This is a genomic window from Sporichthyaceae bacterium (assembly GCA_036269075.1).
Taxonomy (GTDB): Bacteria; Actinomycetota; Actinomycetes; order Sporichthyales; family Sporichthyaceae; genus DASQPJ01.
In genome coordinates this window covers 21,405-37,949 of the sequence record DATASX010000111.1, presented here as the reverse complement: position 1 = coordinate 37,949, position 16,545 = coordinate 21,405, and the positions used below count along the sequence as shown (strand labels likewise).

Below are 16,545 nucleotides of genomic sequence, written 5' to 3'. Positions count from 1 at the left end.
CCGACCTCGGCCGGGACCCCACGCTCGATCACCTCGCGGAGCACGGTCAGTTCCATGGACTCGATCTGGGCGCGCAGGCGATGCAACTGCCGCAGCAGGTCCGAGACCTCAGACCCCGAACACGACCAGAGCTCGTTCTCGAGGTATTTCCGCGCAACGCTCAGTGCAGTCTCGAATTCCGAGACCGACCCGAGCACCGCGTTATCCATGACTCAATATTATTCGAGGCCACCGACAATTTCCGGCGAACCGGAAAACGAATCCGCACGAAAAGCGGGGCGCGGATCCAAGATTTGGCCGGTGTCCTGTCTCGGTGCGGGACCGCACAGCCACGTAAGCTGATCGGCGTCGGGCGGTGTTCTCCCGTTCGACCGAAGGCGCCCGATGTGGCTGTGCGGTAAGGGCCCCGCGCCGAGACAGGTGGCTAAAATCTTGCCCCCTGAGGCACATCCGCCGCGGCACGAATCGGGGCCGATCCGTTGCACCGCCACGCCGTCGCCGACCGCGCCGTCAGCGAGCGTTCCGAGACGATCTCCAACCTGCGGGGCGTTCTGCGCCGTTGTTGGTACAGGTACCTCCGCACCGCCGTTATCCGGCTCACGTCCGATGAGGTGCCCGTTATGGTGACGGAACTAAACTAAACTTGAAATCAATTCTTAGAGATCGAGAATGATCTTCGCCGACTTGGCCCGCGATACGCACAAACACATCGCCGTGTTGGACGCCCGAATTTCGGCCGACAGCACCGCGTCGCGATGCTCCGGCTCCCCGCCCAGTACCCCGGTCACGCAGGTTCCGCACACGCCCTGCGAGCAGGCCCACGGAACGTCGACGTCGTGTTCGGCGAGCACGTCGAGAATCTGTCGGTCGGCCGGGATGTGCAGGGTGACGTTGCGCCGCGCCAGCACGACGTCGAACGGCCGGCTGTCGGTGATGTCGAGCACCCCGCCGGAGAACGACTCCCGGTGCACCGCGTCCAGCGGCCACCCGAGGCCGACGGCGGAGGCACTGACCCAGTCCATGAATCCGCCAGGCCCGCAGACGTAGAGCGCCGCGCCCGCACCCGGTGCGCCCAGATGCTGGGCAGGCACCAGCGAACTGCGCCCCGGAGTTGCGTCCGGGTGAACCTGAACCACGCCCGCGAAGGGCATCCGCGCCAACTCGTCCCGGAACGGAACCGCCTGCGCATCCTGGGCACACACGTGCAGCGCGAACGGAACCCCCCGTTCCCAGAGGTGATGCGCCATCGACAGCAACGGCGTGATCCCGATGCCGCCGGCGACGAGCACGTACCGATCGGCCCCGGTCAGTTCGAAGTTGTTCCGGGGCGTGCTGATCGTGACCTCGGACCCGACGGTCAATGCCGCGTGCGCCTCGAGTGAGCCGCCGCGCCCGCTCGGCTCCGGCTTGATCGCGATCCGGTACTCGCCGGCGGGGGCGTTGCACAGCGAGTACTGCCGAACCCGGCCGCTCGGCAGGTGGATGTCGATGTGCGAGCCCGGGGTGAACAGCGGCAGCGGTTCCTCTACGCCTTCGAGCACGAACGTCGCGACCCCGGCGCCCCCGACCACCCGGGCCTCGACGACCCGGGCCTGCCGCGTCGTCGAGTACGCCGCCCGCGGGATGTCGATCGGTCCCGGCCCGCGGAACATCCCCCGCTCCGGGATCCCCTGCTTGCGGAAGATCCCGTCCGACAACTCCCACAGGTGGTGGTAGCGGTGGAAGGAGATGTGCGGCATCGCGTGGTGCATGCAGTGGTCGGTCTGCCCGAGCCAATAGACCTTGCCGACCAGGGTGCCGCGCACCTCCACCGTGCTCTGGAAGGGCGCTTCCTGCCAGGTCGACTCCTCCGGGTGCTGGATGTGCGCGAACACGTAGACCAGCACGGTGAAGGCCATCCAGTGCGGGAGCAGCCACACCTCGAAAAACGCGAGCCGGTACGGCGAGGCCAGGAAACCGATGTAGACGCCCAGATAGATCGCCAGCATCGCGACGAACATCGCCCGTTCCCGCACGCAGCGGGTGGACCACAGCTTGAGGATGTACCAGACGGCCCAGATCCATTCCGGCCCGGCGAACACCAACGGCAGTAACGCCTTCGGCGCATGGACGAACCAGACGTCGGGGTCGCGCCTCTTGTCACCGACCCAGCGGTGGTGCTCCATGTGCAGGGTCCGGTAGATCGTGGTCGAGATGCCCGGCACCAGAAGGGTTCCGGAGATCGTCCCGGTCGCGTCGTTGACCCGCGCGCTGCCCGACGCCGACCCGTGCACCGCGTCGTGCAGCGGCGTGAAGCTCACGTACATTGCGAACTGATTCAGGATCAGCATCGCGATCAGCGGCACATGCCCGGTGGCCCAACCCCACGTGGTCAGCCCGAAGACGCCGTATGCGATGCCGACCAGGGTCAGATGCGGCCAGGACACCACCGGCTTTCGAGCCAGGGCCGCGTAGCGCGGGTCCTGTACCACCTGGGCGAGGACCTGACGGACCGACGGGTTTGCGGTGATGGTCATCCGACGCTCCTACCGGACGGTCGCGACGACCAAATCTACCTGCTCAAATCCCCATTCGGGCAGATCAGCGCGGAGCCATCCGGATCGCACCGTCCAGCCGGATCGTCTCGCCGTTCAGCATCGGGTTCTCGACGATGTGCGTCACCAGTGCCGCGAACTCGGCCGGGTCGCCCAGCCGTGACGGATGCGGGACCTGGGTCTCCAGCGACGCGATGGCCTCGTCCGACAACGTCTCGAACAGCGGCGTGCGGAACAGCCCCGGCGCGATCGTCACCACCCGGATCTTCACACCGGACAGGTCCCGCGCGATCGGCAGCGTCATCCCGACGATGCCGCCCTTCGACGCCGAGTAGGCGGCCTGCCCGATCTGCCCGTCGAAGGCCGCCACCGAGGCGGTGTTGACGATCGCGCCCCGCTCGCCGTCGATCTCCTCGGCCGCCGCGATCCGCGCCGCGGCCAACCGGATGACGTTGAACGATCCGATCAGGTTGACGGTCACGATCCGCGTGAACGCCTCCAACGACGCCGGCCCGTTCTTGCCGACGGTGCGCTCGGCGATCCCGATCCCCGCGCAGTTGACGGCAATCCGCAGCTGGCCCAACCCGTCGGCGGCCGCGACCGCGGCAGCCACCGAGTCGGCGTCGGTCACGTCGCCAGGCGCGAACACCGCCCGCTCGCCGAGTTCCTCGGCCACCGCCTTGCCGGCCGACGAGGGCAGGTCGACGATCACCACACCGGCACCGGCAGCGTGCAATGCCTGCACGGTCGCCAGCCCGAGGCCGGACGCCCCGCCGGTCACCAGTGCCACGCTCCCCGGAATCCGCATCGCTGTTCCTCCTCGTCGGCTCGGACGTCGTGTCCGAACAGCCGGCCCAGCCTGTCACGGACGCCGCCGAGGCGCTCACCTCGGGTGGCCGCACCCACCGGTCGACACCGGTGATGGAATGACGTCGTGATCGAGAAGGAGTCCTTGCAGCCCACCGACGACCCGAGCATGGGAGTGCGCACCTTCTCCCCTGACGACATCGTGCAGACCTGGGCGCAGGCTGCCGCCAACCCGCGACCGCCGCTGGTGGTGGTCGAACCGCTCGAGCGGTTCCTCGACGCCGCCGGCCTCGGCGCCGGCCCGGTCGGACTGACCCGCATCGGCGAGGGCGCCTCGAACGTCACCTGTCTGCTCGAGCGCGACGGCCTGCAAGCTGTCTTGCGCCGGCCCCCGCGCGGGCCGCTGCCGCCCTCGGCCCACGACGTGCTGCGCGAAGCCACCGTGCTGCGCGCGCTGGCGGGCCGGGCGCGCGTGCCGGCGGTACAGACCGTGTGCATCGACGAGACCGTGATCGGCGCGCCGTTCTACGTCATGGACCACGTCGACGGGGTCGTCATGACCAGTGAGATCCCGCCGGTCCTCGACGAGCCGACGCAGCGCCACGCGATCGGCGACCAGTTGCTCGACACCCTCACCGAGATCCACGGCGTCGACTGGGAGGCTGCCGGACTGTCCGGCTACGGCAAGCCGACCGGGTACCTCGAGCGCCAGTTGCGCCGGTTCCTCGGACTGTGGGAGCACAACGCCACCCGCGAGATTCCGGCCGTGCAGCGGGTTGCGGCGTGGCTGGGCAAGAACCTGCCGGAGTCCGGCCCGGGCACCGTGGTCCACGGCGACTTCCGCCTCGGCAACGTGATCGCCGCCCACGAGGCCCCGGCCCGCATCCTGGCCGTCTTCGACTGGGAAATGTCGACGATCGGCGATCCGTTGGCCGATGTCGGCTACCTGTGCGAGACGTGGTGCGACGCCGACGACCCCGGCCCGCGGCCCATGGAACTGTCCCCGGTCACCCGGCGACCCGGTTTCCCGCGGCGCGAGGAACTCGGCGCGCTCTACGCAGACCGGACCGGACGTTCGATCGCGGATCTGCGGTGGTACCGCGTCCTGGCTCTGTGGAAGGCGGTCGTGTTCATGGAGGGCAACTATAAACGCGCGATCAGCGGATCGACCGACGACCCGTACCTGGCCTCGTTCGGGCATAACGTCGTCGAGCTGGCAGAACTGGCCGAGGCGCTGACCCGTGGCGCGTGAGGTGGGGCCGCGCGGGCTGCTGATCGACTGGGGCGGGGTGCTCACCCACAACCTGTTCGCCTCGTTCGACCACTACTGCGTCGGCCTGGGCCTGGAACCGGGAACGGTCGACCGCACGATCCGGTCCGATCCGCGGGCCCGCACCCTGGTATTCGACCTGGAGTGCGGCCGCATCTCGGTGGCGGCGTTCGAGACTGAGTTCGCCGAGACCCTCGGTGTCGAACCGACGGGTCTGATCGACGCCCTCTTCGAGGGTGCGCAGGCCGACAACGCCATGCACGACGCGGTTGTGACGCTGCGTCAGGCTGGGTTCCGCACCGGGCTGCTGTCGAACTCGTGGGGCGCCGACCGCTACGACCGGTCCCGCTGGGCCGACATGTTCGACGTGCTGGTGATCTCCGGCGAGCACCAGGTCCGCAAGCCGGAGAAGCGGATCTACGAGATCGCCGTTGACCGCATGGCCCTGCCCGCGAGCGAACTGGTCTTCGTCGACGACATCGGCGGGAACCTCAAACCGGCCCGCGAGTTGGGCATGACCACCGTCCAGCACCTGGAGGCGAGCCAGACGATCGCCGAACTGGAGAAGCTGTTCGGGTGCAGCCTGACGGGCTGACCCCGTCAGGCCCGGCGTTTCCGGACGCCGGAGGCTCGTGGCCGCCCGGGCGGCTCCGGCGGCAGGTGGGTGGCCAACCCGCGGATCACGACGTCCAGACCGAACTCGAATCTCTCGTCCCCGTTCTCGGCCTGCGGGGAGGACATCCGCGCCTGCCAGAGGCTCGCCTCGTAGGTGGCCGCGGTGACGAACTGACCGATCAGGTCGGCGGCGTAGCCGACCACCCGGTTCGGCAACCCGGCGCCGTGCAGGACCGCGAGCATCCCCTCCATTCCACGCATCGCGTTGGGCCCGGTGGGTACGGTGCCCAGGTTCACCTTGGCCAGGTCGCGGTGGGCCAGCAATGCGGTGCGCCATCGCCTCGGGAACGTCTTGACCGCCTCGGTCCAGTGGGCGTCGGGCACCGACAGGTCGATCTCGCCGACCACCCGGTCGAAGACCAGCGCGAGCAGTTCGTCCTTGTCCGCCACGTGCGCGTAGAGCGAGGCCACCCCGGTGCCGAGCTCCTGCCCGACCCGACGCATGGTCGCCGCGTCGACACCTTCGGCGTCGACGACCCGTAGCGCAGCCGCGACCACCGCCTCCTGGCTCAGTCGCACCCGACGCGCCCGAACATTGTGCGTTTGCACGAACGCCGTTCGCCGGACCGCTCAGACACGACGCACCGTCGGCAGCACCGGCTCGACGGTGCGTTCGCGGGCGCAGCCGCTCATCACCCCGGCCCCGTAAGCAATGTCCTCGGCCAGGTGCCCGAGCACGTGGGTGATCGGACCGGCAGCCCGATCCCGGGCCGCCCACCACGACGCGACCGGCTCGGCCAGCACCAGCGCGAGCAACCCAGCCGGTATCCGCCCCAGCCGGACCTTGCGCACCACGGCAACGGCCAGCACCGGGCCCAGGAATCGCACCGCCCACGCGCCGCCGTTGCACCAGGCCGCCTGCGCCCGGCGGGCGACCACCACCGGCGCCGTGCGGCGCGGCAGCCCCAGCCGGCCGCGCCGGCGCCACTCCGCCACAACTCCGCCGGCCAACGCGGCCGCGGCGACCCGAGGCCGACCGGCCAGCAGCGCCACCGTGCCCGTGCCGGTCCACGGCTCGACCACCAGCGGTGTCAGCCGCCCCGGGTGACGCCTCGTCAGATGCGCGGCCGAGCGGCCGTACCGGTAGCGCCGGCCCAGCAGGCCGGACCAGGTCCACGGCTCGACGTGCTCCACCGCCACGCTCGGGTCGTAGCGGACGACGTGTCCGGCGTCGTGCAGGCGCCACACCAGGTCGACGTCCTCCCCGACCCGCAGCGCCTCGTCGAACCCGGCGCCCAAGCAGCTCCGGCGGACCACCAGCACCGTGCTCGGCAGGTAGGTGACGTGGCTGTCGGGCCGGACCGCAGCGGGGCGAGCGCCGAGGTCGAGCGCGCTGCGACCCGCGGCGTAACCGGTGGTCCGGGCCGTCGTGCGCACGATCCGGATGCGCGGCGCCGCCGCCGCGACGGCCGGATCGGCCAGGTGCCCGGCCAGGGCGGCCAACACCTCCGGGCCTGCCGCCGCGTCGCTGTCGACGAAGGCCACAAACTCCGCATCGGTGGCGGCCAACCCGGTGTTGCGCGCGGCGCCGGGCCCACCGTTGCTCCCCCGCCGGATCAGCGCGGCCCCGTGGCGCGCAACCACGTCGGTCGGCGGCTGCGGCGAGGCGTCATCGACCACCAGGACCGGGAACACTCGACCGAGCGCAGTCAGGCACCGGTCCAGGAGATCGGGACGGCCGTACGCCGGGACGATCACCACCAGGTCCGGTTCCGCCGCAGCGGGCGGCTGCGGATGGGCCAATCCGGCATCGGTCAGCCGGCGCGCGAGCACGCCGCCGGCGGCCGATCGCACCTGACCGGACTCCAGTTCCGCGAACGCATCCAGGCCGCGCCCGCTGAGCCGAAGCATCCGCGACGGCGTTCCGCCGACCAGCACGTCGGCGGCGGGGCGCCGCAGGGTCGGGTCGAACTCGATCCCGAACCCGACCGGCAGACCGCCGGCCGCCGGCTCGCTCACAGTACTTGTCGTTCGGTTGTGCTCCTCGCTCGTTCCTCGCTCGTCGCAGTCGCTCACAGTGCTTGCCGTTCGCTTGTGCTCCTCGCTCGTTCCTCGCTCGTCGCAGTCGCTCACAGTGCTTGCCGTTCGCTTGTGCTCCTCGCTCGTTCCTCGCTCGTCGCAGTCGCTCACAGAGCAAGGCCGCCGTCGACCGGCACCACTGCCCCGGTGATACCCCCGGCCTGCGGACCGGCCAGGAACACCAGCATCGCGGCGATCTCGGCCGGCTCCAGCAATCGACCGAGCGGCGCCTGTCGGGCGAACTCCTCGGGGCCGGCCAGCCTGTACAGGTCGGCGGATGCGGCCAGCATCGCGGTATCGGTGGACCCGGGGCTGACGGCGTTCGCGGTCACCCCAGTCCCGGCCAACTCGACCGCCAGGGCGCGGACGAACCCGGCCACCCCGGCCTTGGCCGCGCAGTAGGCCGCCAGGTGCGGCAGCCCGCGGGTGGCGGCCGCCGAGGCCACCGCCAGGAAACGACCCGACCTGGGCTCCGGCCGACGCAGCAGCGCGGGCACCGCGGCCCGCCCCAGGTTCAGCACCCCGCCCAGGTCGACGTCCAGCACGGCACGTTCGGCCTCGGGCGCGAACTCCCAGTGCGGCACCCCGCCGGCGATCACCCCGGCGCATGTGATCGCGGCGTCCAGGCCGCCCCAGTGTCGTTCGGCCGCCGCGACGGCGTCGGCCAGCGCCCCGGGATCTCGGACGTCCGCGACGTACGACTGCACCGCACCGCCCGCGGCGGCCACCACCGCGGCCAGGTCGGCCACGGTGGCCATCGGATAGCCGACGGCCGGGTCGGGCGCGCACGAGTCGACCGCGAGCACCGCCCAACCCGAGCGAGCCAGAGCACCGACGGTGGCCGCGCCGATCCCGCGGCCTGCCCCGGTCACCAACGCCACCGACTGACGGAGAGTCATACTGCCCCGATCGTTGCCAAGTGCACCCGGAATTAGGTCTATTTGCACGTCTGAAGGCTCTTTCGGACGACCTACTCCCGGTTGCATTGGCAACTCAGCCCCACCAATCGGTCACGGCCGCCGTCAGGTCGCCGATCAAGCGACTCAGCAGCACGGCTCCGGACAGTTCGTCGGCATCCCGCGGGTCGCCGAGCACGCCGCTCGCGGTGACCGCGCGCAATCCGTTGGCCCGCAGCACGGGCAGGATCTCGGCCAACGGGCGGGTGTCGCCGGGCACCGCGGCGGCCAGGTCGACCCGGTTCGGGTCCAGCGCCAGCGCCAGCGAGGTCTCGGTCCGCCCGGCGTGCGCGTCGCCGTCCCAGCGCGGCTCGAAGGCACGCACGTCGCGGCCCTCCTCCCGCAGCCGCGCCACCGCGGCGCGCAACGGCTCGGCGTTGCCACCGTGACCGGAAACCACCACGATCCGCGGGAACGTCGTCGCTGCCGACCGGCCGAGTTCGACCAGCACCGACTCCAACGCCTCCCGCCCGATCGAGATCGTGCCGGGGAAGTCCGCGTGCTCACCGCTGGACCCGTACGGCAGCATCGGGGCGATCAGCACGCCAGGGCGGCGATCGGCCAACCCGCGGCACAACGCGGTGGCGACGTCGGAATCCACCGACAGCGGTAAGTGGTGGCCGTGCTGTTCGGTCGATCCGATGGGAACGGCCAGCACAAGCTCGGGACCGACGGCCGCCTCGACCTGAGGCCACGTCAGATCCGCGAGGTCGCGCATCACCGCAGCTCGCTCCTCGAGAGGTCGCGCCGGCCCGATCCCCCGGAGCGTACCCAGCGGGACCGGCCCGGAACCCGTGGCACGGCCGTGGAGTGGATACTGGGCCCGCCCGATCAGGAGGAGGCACGCCCATGCCGGGTCCGTTGCACGGTCTGCGAGTGGTGGAACTCGGCGGGATCGGCCCCGGGCCGCATGCCGCGATGCTGCTGGCCGACGTCGGCGCCGACGTGGTGCGGGTGGAGCGGCCCAGCGGTGGCTTGCAGGTCCTGCCGCCCGGCGCCCGGAACTGGATGCTGCGGGGTATCTCGGTGGTCTCGGCGGACCTGAAGACCGACGAGGGCCGCGCGGCGCTGAACGAGTTGCTCTCGGCGACCGACGTGGTCATCGAGGGGTACCGGCCGGGCGTGGCCGAGCGGCTGGGCATCGGACCTGACGACGCGTCAGCGCTGAACCCGCGGCTGATCTACGCCCGGATGACCGGCTGGGGTCAGGGCGGTCCGTTGGCGCAGCGGGCCGGGCACGACATCAACTACATCGGCCTGACCGGCGGGCTCAACGCCTTCCGCTCCGCCGACGGCCGGCCGGTGCCGCCGATCAACATGTTCGGGGACTTCGGCGGCGGCTCGCTGTACCTGGTGCTGGGCATCCTGGCGGCGCTGTTCGAGCGCGGGATCTCCGGCCGCGGCCAGGTCGTCGACGGCGCGATCGTCGACGGGACCGCATCGTTGCTGCAGATGGTCTGGGGCCTGCGCGCGGTGGGGATCTGGAGCGACGCCCCGGGCACCAACCTGCTGGACGGCGGCGCCCCGTTCTACGACACCTACGAGTGCTCCGACGGCCGGTTCGTCGCCGTGGGCGCGTTGGAGCCGCAGTTCTACGCGGCGCTGCTGGCCGGTCTGGGGCTGGACGCGGCCGACCTGCCGCGCCAGCACGACGCCTCCGGCTGGCCGGCCCTGCGCAAGCAGTTCACCGAGTTGTTCGCCTCGCGTACCCGCGACGAGTGGGCCGCGCACTTCGTCGACACCGACGCCTGCGTGAGCCCGGTCCTGGCCTTCGACGAGGTGGCGCAGCACCCGCACGTGCGCGAGCGCGGCACCCTCGTCGAGGTCGACGGCGTGGTGCAATCCGCGCCCGCGCCCCGGTTCTCCCGGTCCGATCCGGGCGTGCCCGCGGCCCCGGCCGCGGCGCCGACCCCGCTGGCCGACGTCCTCGCTCGCTGGACCGCGAACTGACGGCGGATCAGGAGTCGGCGGTGACGCCTTCGCTGGGGTAGGACGCACTCGCCGGGTGCCAGTTCGTGTTGCTCTGCGGCAGCCAGACCCACAGCTTCGAGCCGCCGCTGGCCAGCTTGCACACCCAGGTCGCGCCGGTGGAGTCGACCACGGTGGCCCCGAGCCCGGCTGCGGCATAGGCGTCGGAGCTCTGGACGATCCCGTTCCACTGCCAGCGGGAGCCGTCCGCACTCAACGCGCACAACACCTCGACGCTGCCGTGCCGCCCGACGTAGGTGCCGGTGCTACCGGGCAGACAGGTCTGCACGGGTTGGCGGACGGGTCCGGGTGCCACGGGCACCGCCGTGGGCACGGTGGCAGGCACGTCGTCGGCCGCCCTGGCCGGTTGAGAACCGTGCATCGCGGCGGCCGCGATCGAGACCGCCGCACCGACAACACCGAGGAAGATCAGCAACCTGGTCACGTTGGGCCGATTCCGCACGTCGCTCTCCTTGATCCGCTCGCCACCTTTTGACGTCGGCCGGGCTCGTTGCGGTCCAAGCACTGCTCCATCGGAGTGAGATTCGATATCAATGGCCGATGCCGGGTCACCCGAACGGAGGAGTGCGGACGGTCCTGGCCGTCGCTGTGGCGCTCACGACGCTGGTCGCGTGCGCCAGTTCCTACACCGCCGGATCGCGGGCACTGCCCGCGCAGACGCCGGCCGCCGTGCCCGCGCACGCCGACCCGGTGTCCGGGCCGGCCGTGAGCGGTCGGGTGGTCGACGAGTCCGGCAGGGCCGTGGGCGGGGCGGTGGTCGTGGTCGCCGTCGCGCTGTCCGGGATGGAGCAGTTCGCCAAAGGGTTCGCCGCCCTGGCCTCCGCCGGGATCCTGTGCGCCGTCGGGGTTTGCTCGGGCCCGTCGAAACAGGGCTACAGCGCCGCCGACGGCACTTTCGCCGTGGCCGTGCCCGGCCCGAACGCCGACAAGGACAACTACTACCTGGCGGTGGCGACCCCGCGCGGCGGCGGTCAGGTAGGTAACCGGCTGACCTTGCCGGCCACCTCGGTCGCCGGCGCGACGGTGGGCGATGTCCTGCTGGTCTCCGGCGGGCCGACCGTGACGTCCAAGGGCGGCCGCGACCACCTGACTCCCCCGCAGCTGCCGGGCCGGGTGCACCCGGGCGCCACGACGGTCACCGCCACCGGCGAGCCGGTCCAGACCAACTCCTTGGACGTCAGCGGCGGTTACGACCCTCGGGTGCTGGAGGACCAAGCGTTCACGCTGCGCAGCATCCAGTCGGGAACCGACGCCGGGCACCCGGCGCTGTTCAGCAGCAGCCTGCCGGTGCAGGGCCACTCGGTGCCGCCCAGCCGCGGAGCGGCGTGCGAGCTGGCGGGCCCGACCGGCAAACCCGTGCCGCAGCAGCCGTGCCCACTCACCGACGGGACGTTCACCCGGACGTTCTTCACCCCGGACTACGGGCCCGGATGCCCGAACCAGTCCTGCCTGCGCAACGGCGCCAACCCGTACCCGTTCCTCGACGTCCGGTTGTCGAGCGCCGTTCGGGCGAACCTGATCGTGGTCCGCGGCTGCATCAGCGAGTGCACGGTGAGCATCAGCAGCGACGGCCGGACCTTCCAGCAGGTCGGCTCGCAACCGTTCGGCGCCGCCGACTCGATCCTGGTGCAGGTGCTGACCGCCCGGCCGGTGCGGGCGGTCCGCCTGAGCGGACCGTTCCCGCAACGGCTGATCCAGGTCAGCGTGTTCGCGACCGGCTGACGCCCGGAGTCACCGCGGCTCGGGGATCTCTGCGGCGGTCGCGCTCGGCGAGGCCGTGGCCGTCGGCGTTGGGGCCAAAGGCGTCGGCGTGGCCGTCTTCTTGGTCGACTTCTTGGTGGCGGTCGGGGTCGGCGAGGCGGACTCCGACGGCTCCGCCGAGGACGTCACCGGACCGAACGACGGCGGTGTGGTGACCGGGACGTCGAGCACCGCCGTCCTCAGCGAGTCGATCGCGCCGGCCAGGCTCTGGACGTGGTCCTTGAGCGCGTCGGCGACGGCCGAGGCCTGGATCGCGCCGCCGGTGATGTCCGAGAAGAACTGCCCGGCCGCGCTGCGATAGGCGTCGAGGTCGGCCAGCGCGGCGGACTTGCCCGAGCTGTCCTTGGCGGCGTCGGCCTTCGCGTAGGAGACGAAGTCGTCGATGTGCTTGCGCCACGTCTGCAGGAACTTGCTCTGGTTGGCGCTTCCGGCGACCTGTCCGATCTGGGTGGCCAGGTCCTGCGAGTTGGTGTCCAGTGCGTCGCCGGCCGCCTGGAACGCCGGCGAGTCGGTCGCCCCACTGGTGCTGTAGGCGGTGAACACCGCGACCCCGGCCAGGTACACGTGGCTGGTGAGCAGGCCGGTGAGCGTCGACCGCAGGACCGAGGCCTTCGAGGCCGTCTCGCCGGGGAGGTTGGCCGACTTCGCGATCCCGCTCGCCAGGTAGGCCGCTGAGTCGTCCATGTGGCCGGCGGCGGTCTTCAGCAGCTTGAACGCGTCGGTCGAACCGGCGGCCAGGCCGTCGATCGCCGCGGTCAGCGACGAGATGTGCACGGTGAACGACTGCGCGACCAGGGTCGAGGACAGGTGATCGTTGCTGATCTTGTTGAAGAACTCGCCCGCGGACCGCGCGTAACCGGCGAGGCTGCGCTGCGCCGCGGTCTTCGCCGACGTGGCCGCGGTGCCCGCCTTCGCCGCCTTGGCGTAGGTGACGAAGTCGGTGTCGTGCTGCCGCCAGGACTGCAGGAACGTGTCCTTGTCGTTGGGCGCGACGGTGCCGATCAAGGTGGCCACGTCGTTCGCGTTCGCGTCGAGCGCGTTCGAGGCCTTCGTGGTCGCCTCGGCGTCCGGGCCGAAGTGGTACATCGTGGCCACGGCCAACCCGGCCAGGTAGGTGTGCTCGGTCAGCAGGTAGCTGAGCTTGGCGCGCAGGCCCGCGGCGGCGGAGTCCGGGTCCCCGGCGATCGCGGCGGACTTGGGAGTCGGTGCAGGCGAGGCGGTGGGCGAGTCGGCCTTCGCGATCCCGGCGGCCAGGGTGGCGGCGATGTCCGGCATGTGCTGCGCGGCCGTGCGGATGTCCGCGTACGGGTCGCCCGTTCCCATCGACTGCTGCGCCGAGGCGGTTGGGGTCGGCGCGGGAGCGGATCCGGACGAGGAGTGCTTGCTCCCGCAGGCGGCGAGACCGCTGGTCAGGACCGCGACAAGCGATCCGACGGCGATCGTTCGGCGTGCCACATTCGGCATCTGTGGTCCTCTCGGATCGGGTGCCGGCATTCGATCATGACGAGTACCCCAATCCGGTATGGGAACCGGCCCGAGACCGAATCGATACCGGTGATCACGGCCACGTCAGGGTGGACCGCTCACGCCGGCTCCTTCACTCGCCGGGACGGGTGCGAGGGCCTGCAGTTGTCCCGTTCCGACAAGGACTTGGTCGGTGGGGCCGACTAGGGTCGGTCGGCAGGGCGGACAACCGCCCGACCGGCTTGACAGCGTGAGGAGTTTGGTCGTGACCGACACCAGGATCGCCGCCGCAACCGCCGCGGCGGCCAGCCCCATCGAGACCGCCGGTGCAGCGTGGATGCTCCATCCCGAGCAGTTCGAGGCCACCCTCGGCGCAGGCTACGACCATCCGTTCGCCGGTCACTTCGCCGGCCGCGGCGGGATGCTCGGCGAAGCCCCGACCGAGGTCGTCGCATCCGTGCTGTACCACTTCCCCGTCGAGGTCACGACCCTGTTCTGGGAGTCGGGCAAGCCGGTGCACGGCGGGACCGGCGGCGCGGACCTCTACAACCAGCAGGCCGCCGAGTGGGCCTCGCGCCACCTGGCCGGCCTGGCGGGCCTCGACCGTTTCACCGAGCTCGGCGAGAAGATCATCGCCGCGGCGCCCCGCTCCGGCATGCCGATCTTCGCGGGCTGGGCCGCGAAGCCCCGTTCGTCCGAGCAGGCCGGACACGCATTCCAGGTGCTGCTCATCCTGCGCGAGCTGCGCGGTGGCATCCACATGGCCGCGCTGGCGCTGTCCGGCATCTCGCCCAAGGAAGCCCACCTGCTCAACAACCCGGGCAACTGTCCGAACCGCCCCGGCGGGGGTGCCGACTACGCCGGGCTGTTCGGCTTCAGCGAGCCGTGGCCGGACGTCTCGCACCTGAAGGCGGTCCGCGAGGAGGTCGAGGAGACGACCAGCAGCCGCATGGCTGCCGTGGTGGCCTCCGCGCTGAGCGCAGATGAGGCCGAGGAGTTCGCGAACCTGGCCAAGGCGATCAACGCCAAGCTCTGCGGCTGAGATCTGGCGCTTTCGGGGTGGCCGTCGACGCAGCCGACGTCACACGGCCACTCCGAGGCAGTCGCGCATGCGGATCAGGCCGTCGCGCATCCGCGTCTTGACGGTGCCCAGCGGGAGCTCGAGGTGCTCGGCGACCTCGCGATAGCTCAGGCCCTGGTAGTAGGCCAACGTGACCGATTCCCGTTGCAGGTCGGTGAGCGAGGACAGGCACTCGCGCACGGCCTCCTGGTCCAACCGGTTCTCCACGGACTCGGCAACCGAGTCGTAGGCCGGCTCGACATCGCGGCTACCGAAGCGGTGGTGCCGGTCGGCGGTGGCCTGCTCGGAGCGCACCCGGTCGACCGCCCGCCGGTGCGCCATCGTCATCATCCAAGCGGTCCCCGAGCCCTGGGTCTCGTCGAACCGGGCCGCGGTGCGCCAGACGGCGAGCAGCACCTCCTGGGCGACCTCCTCGGACTGCGCCGGGTCGCGCAGCACGCGCCGGATCAGGCCGTATACGGGTGCGGACATACGCTCGAAGACGGCGGCAAATGCATCCTGGTCGCCCTTGGCGACCGCCTGCAGCAGATCCTCCAGGCGCGCCGGCCGGCCGGGGTCCGCGTCGGTCAGCGCCACACGGAGGTGACCCGACCTGCGGTTCATCTGCTCCTCCGAGCCTGCGACGCGGTTCTGTTGAGGGTATCTCCGTAGCTCACCCGACGGGGGGTCGCGCACATCACGCCCGGACTGCGGCCCGACCCGCGGCGTCGCGAGGGAGCAGCACTGCGTGCACCGTCGCTGTCACCGGTACTGCCACGCCCACCAGCCCCGCCCGACGCACGATCTCGCCGTGCAGGAACTCCAGCTCACTCGGCCGCCCATGGACCAGGTCCTCGTGCAGCGAGCTGCGCATCCCGCCGTCGATGTGGTCCAGCAACGCCAGCGTGGTCGCCTCGTAGTCCGCCGGCAGCTTGACGCCCTCGGCCCGCGCAACGGCGGCGCCCTCGGTCACCAAACCGTGCAGCAGTCGGCGGCCGGAGTCGGACGACCGCACGTCGCCGATCGGGTGCCCACTGGCCGCGGTCGCCCCGGCCAGGCCGCAGATGAACGCGAACTTCGACCAGAGCAGGACCCGCACGTCCGCAGAGATCTCGACGTCGATGCCGGCCGGGGCGGTGGCCGCGGCGAACTCCTCCAGCCGGGCGCTGCGGCCGCCGACCATCTCCCCCAGCCCGACCCCGGCCAATGGCGAGTGGTGTTCGAGCACCCCCGGCTCGCGGAGGTGGCAGGAGATGTAGACGGCGCCGCCCACGGTGCGATCGGCACCGATCGCGGCGGCGACCCGCTCGCTGGGCCCGGGACCGCCGTTCTGCAGCACAGCGGTCCAACCGGCCTTGCCGAGCATCGTCTCCAGCGCGGGCATCGCGGCGTCGATCGCGTGTCCTTTGACAGCCAGCAGCGTGACGTCGCACTCGCCGATCTTGGCGGCGTCGTCGGTGACCTCGACCGGCATCTCCAGATCGCCACGCGGGCTGCGGATCTTGATGCCGTTGGTCCGCAACGCGGCAAGGCTCGCCCCGCGCGCCAGAAATGCCACGTCATGACCGGCCGCGGCGTACCTGGCACCGAAATACCCGCCGACCCCGCCGGCTCCGATCACGCCGATCCGCACCCGATGGACATTAGTCGACGGTGGGGGCCACGCCCGGGGCGTGTGCCTCAGCGGGCGCCGACGGCGACCGATCGTGCCCGCCGCACCGAACCGGCGGCCGCGGTCGTCCCGTGCCGCGACGGCGGCGGGGCCACGGCCAAGGGCGGTGCGCTGCCGGCCGGCAGCGAGTGCACGTCGGCCCGGCCGGTGTGCGGCGCGGGCTTGTCCTCGCTCGCACCGAGCACCCAGGTGCCGACCCCGACCGCGAGCACGGTCAGCCCGACCGCGAGGACCCGACCGCGCGGCCACGAGCCGGATCGCGGCGCCGCGTGGGCGCCGTGCCGGATGCCGGACGAGGGGTCGGAAGCTGCCATGGCTCGGCCAGTGAACTGCTCCGG

Annotated in this window: 17 protein-coding genes; 5 read left to right on the top strand and 12 right to left on the bottom strand. The window is 71.3% G+C overall.

Translation table 11 applies throughout. The features are described from left to right. The 3 genes from VHU88_20675 to VHU88_20665 form a co-directional block, all read right to left on the bottom strand. Window positions 1–209, bottom strand: a 209-nt coding sequence (locus VHU88_20675; protein ID HEX3614113.1) for a hypothetical protein, incomplete at its 3' end; no start/stop codon positions are given. Window positions 210–656: 447 nt separating this feature from the next. Further along, window positions 657–2,516: a fatty acid desaturase gene (locus VHU88_20670; GenBank protein ID HEX3614112.1), complete on the bottom strand. Its 1,860-nt coding sequence runs from the start codon at window positions 2,514–2,516 to the stop codon at window positions 657–659. A gap of 64 nt (window positions 2,517–2,580) precedes the next feature. Further along, the gene (locus VHU88_20665; protein HEX3614111.1) at window positions 2,581–3,342 is read right to left on the bottom strand and encodes an SDR family NAD(P)-dependent oxidoreductase; all 762 of its coding nucleotides are present in this window, start codon (window positions 3,340–3,342) and stop codon (window positions 2,581–2,583) included. Between the two features lie 126 nt (window positions 3,343–3,468). On the opposite strand from VHU88_20665, the gene VHU88_20660 reads away from it, so the two are divergent. Together VHU88_20660 and VHU88_20655 are read left to right on the top strand one after the other, a co-directional pair. Then, a complete protein-coding gene (locus tag VHU88_20660) occupies window positions 3,469–4,593 on the top strand; it encodes a phosphotransferase family protein (protein ID HEX3614110.1) in 1,125 nt (374 codons plus the stop codon). Next, complete coding sequence (locus VHU88_20655) at window positions 4,583–5,206, top strand: HAD family phosphatase (protein HEX3614109.1); 624 nt, start codon at window positions 4,583–4,585, stop codon at window positions 5,204–5,206. The genes VHU88_20660 and VHU88_20655 overlap by 11 nt, the downstream gene beginning before the upstream one ends. 5 nt (window positions 5,207–5,211) lie before the next feature. Here VHU88_20655 and VHU88_20650 read toward each other — a convergent pair whose 3' ends face one another. From VHU88_20650 to mftE, 4 genes are all read right to left on the bottom strand, one after another. Continuing rightward, a complete protein-coding gene (locus VHU88_20650) occupies window positions 5,212–5,805 on the bottom strand; it encodes a TetR/AcrR family transcriptional regulator C-terminal domain-containing protein (GenBank protein ID HEX3614108.1) in 594 nt (197 codons plus the stop codon). Window positions 5,806–5,856: 51 nt separating this feature from the next. Next, window positions 5,857–7,245, bottom strand: coding sequence for a mycofactocin biosynthesis glycosyltransferase MftF (gene mftF, locus VHU88_20645; protein HEX3614107.1), 1,389 nt, complete (start codon window positions 7,243–7,245; stop codon window positions 5,857–5,859). A gap of 167 nt (window positions 7,246–7,412) precedes the next feature. After that, window positions 7,413–8,204 carry a mycofactocin-coupled SDR family oxidoreductase gene (locus VHU88_20640; GenBank protein ID HEX3614106.1) on the bottom strand — a complete coding sequence of 264 codons (792 nt, stop codon included), beginning with the start codon at window positions 8,202–8,204 and terminating at the stop codon, window positions 7,413–7,415. A gap of 94 nt (window positions 8,205–8,298) precedes the next feature. Continuing rightward, window positions 8,299–8,979: a mycofactocin biosynthesis peptidyl-dipeptidase MftE gene (gene mftE / locus VHU88_20635; protein HEX3614105.1), complete on the bottom strand. Its 681-nt coding sequence runs from the start codon at window positions 8,977–8,979 to the stop codon at window positions 8,299–8,301. A 131-nt stretch (window positions 8,980–9,110) separates the two neighbouring features. Here mftE and VHU88_20630 point away from each other — a divergent pair, with 131 nt between their 5' ends. Then, complete coding sequence (locus tag VHU88_20630; protein ID HEX3614104.1) at window positions 9,111–10,211, top strand: CaiB/BaiF CoA-transferase family protein; 1,101 nt, start codon at window positions 9,111–9,113, stop codon at window positions 10,209–10,211. Between the two features lie 7 nt (window positions 10,212–10,218). On the opposite strand, the gene VHU88_20625 is transcribed toward VHU88_20630, so the two are convergent. Further along, window positions 10,219–10,692 carry a hypothetical protein gene (locus tag VHU88_20625; GenBank protein HEX3614103.1) on the bottom strand — a complete coding sequence of 158 codons (474 nt, stop codon included), beginning with the start codon at window positions 10,690–10,692 and terminating at the stop codon, window positions 10,219–10,221. A gap of 98 nt (window positions 10,693–10,790) precedes the next feature. Between VHU88_20625 and VHU88_20620 the strand changes: the two genes are divergently transcribed. After that, window positions 10,791–11,972 carry a hypothetical protein gene (locus VHU88_20620; protein ID HEX3614102.1) on the top strand — a complete coding sequence of 394 codons (1,182 nt, stop codon included), beginning with the start codon at window positions 10,791–10,793 and terminating at the stop codon, window positions 11,970–11,972. A 9-nt stretch (window positions 11,973–11,981) separates the two neighbouring features. Here the strand turns inward: VHU88_20620 and VHU88_20615 are convergent, their stop codons facing one another. Beyond that, a complete protein-coding gene (locus VHU88_20615) occupies window positions 11,982–13,475 on the bottom strand; it encodes a hypothetical protein (protein HEX3614101.1) in 1,494 nt (497 codons plus the stop codon). A 265-nt stretch (window positions 13,476–13,740) separates the two neighbouring features. Between VHU88_20615 and VHU88_20610 the strand changes: the two genes are divergently transcribed. Then, complete coding sequence (locus tag VHU88_20610; protein ID HEX3614100.1) at window positions 13,741–14,517, top strand: hypothetical protein; 777 nt, start codon at window positions 13,741–13,743, stop codon at window positions 14,515–14,517. A gap of 39 nt (window positions 14,518–14,556) precedes the next feature. Here VHU88_20610 and VHU88_20605 read toward each other — a convergent pair whose 3' ends face one another. The 3 genes from VHU88_20605 to VHU88_20595 all read right to left on the bottom strand — a co-directional run bounded on the left by VHU88_20605 (window position 14,557) and on the right by VHU88_20595 (window position 16,521). After that, entirely contained in the window at window positions 14,557–15,159 is a 603-nt protein-coding gene (locus VHU88_20605) for a sigma-70 family RNA polymerase sigma factor (protein HEX3614099.1), read from the bottom strand. A gap of 73 nt (window positions 15,160–15,232) precedes the next feature. Next, window positions 15,233–16,168, bottom strand: a complete 936-nt coding sequence (locus VHU88_20600) for a 2-dehydropantoate 2-reductase (GenBank protein ID HEX3614098.1) — start codon at window positions 16,166–16,168, stop codon at window positions 15,233–15,235. A gap of 47 nt (window positions 16,169–16,215) precedes the next feature. After that, the gene (locus VHU88_20595) at window positions 16,216–16,521 is read right to left on the bottom strand and encodes a hypothetical protein (protein HEX3614097.1); all 306 of its coding nucleotides are present in this window, start codon (window positions 16,519–16,521) and stop codon (window positions 16,216–16,218) included. Window positions 16,522–16,545 lie beyond the last annotated feature (24 nt).

Bases quoted from the DNA above. Each gene is read 5' to 3' on its own strand.
- VHU88_20670 (HEX3614112.1), bottom strand. From the start codon at position 2,516: ATGACCATCACCGCAAACCCGTCGGTCCGTCAGGTCCTCGCCCAGGTG.
- VHU88_20665 (HEX3614111.1), bottom strand. From the start codon at position 3,342: ATGCGGATTCCGGGGAGCGTGGCACTGGTGACCGGCGGGGCGTCCGGC.
- VHU88_20640 (HEX3614106.1), bottom strand. From the start codon at position 8,204: ATGACTCTCCGTCAGTCGGTGGCGTTGGTGACCGGGGCAGGCCGCGGG.
- mftE (HEX3614105.1), bottom strand. From the start codon at position 8,979: ATGCGCGACCTCGCGGATCTGACGTGGCCTCAGGTCGAGGCGGCCGTC.
- VHU88_20630 (HEX3614104.1), top strand. From the start codon at position 9,111: ATGCCGGGTCCGTTGCACGGTCTGCGAGTGGTGGAACTCGGCGGGATC.
- VHU88_20620 (HEX3614102.1), top strand. From the start codon at position 10,791: ATGCCGGGTCACCCGAACGGAGGAGTGCGGACGGTCCTGGCCGTCGCT.
- VHU88_20615 (HEX3614101.1), bottom strand. From the start codon at position 13,475: ATGCCGAATGTGGCACGCCGAACGATCGCCGTCGGATCGCTTGTCGCG.
- VHU88_20605 (HEX3614099.1), bottom strand. From the start codon at position 15,159: ATGAACCGCAGGTCGGGTCACCTCCGTGTGGCGCTGACCGACGCGGAC.
- VHU88_20595 (HEX3614097.1), bottom strand. From the start codon at position 16,521: ATGGCAGCTTCCGACCCCTCGTCCGGCATCCGGCACGGCGCCCACGCG.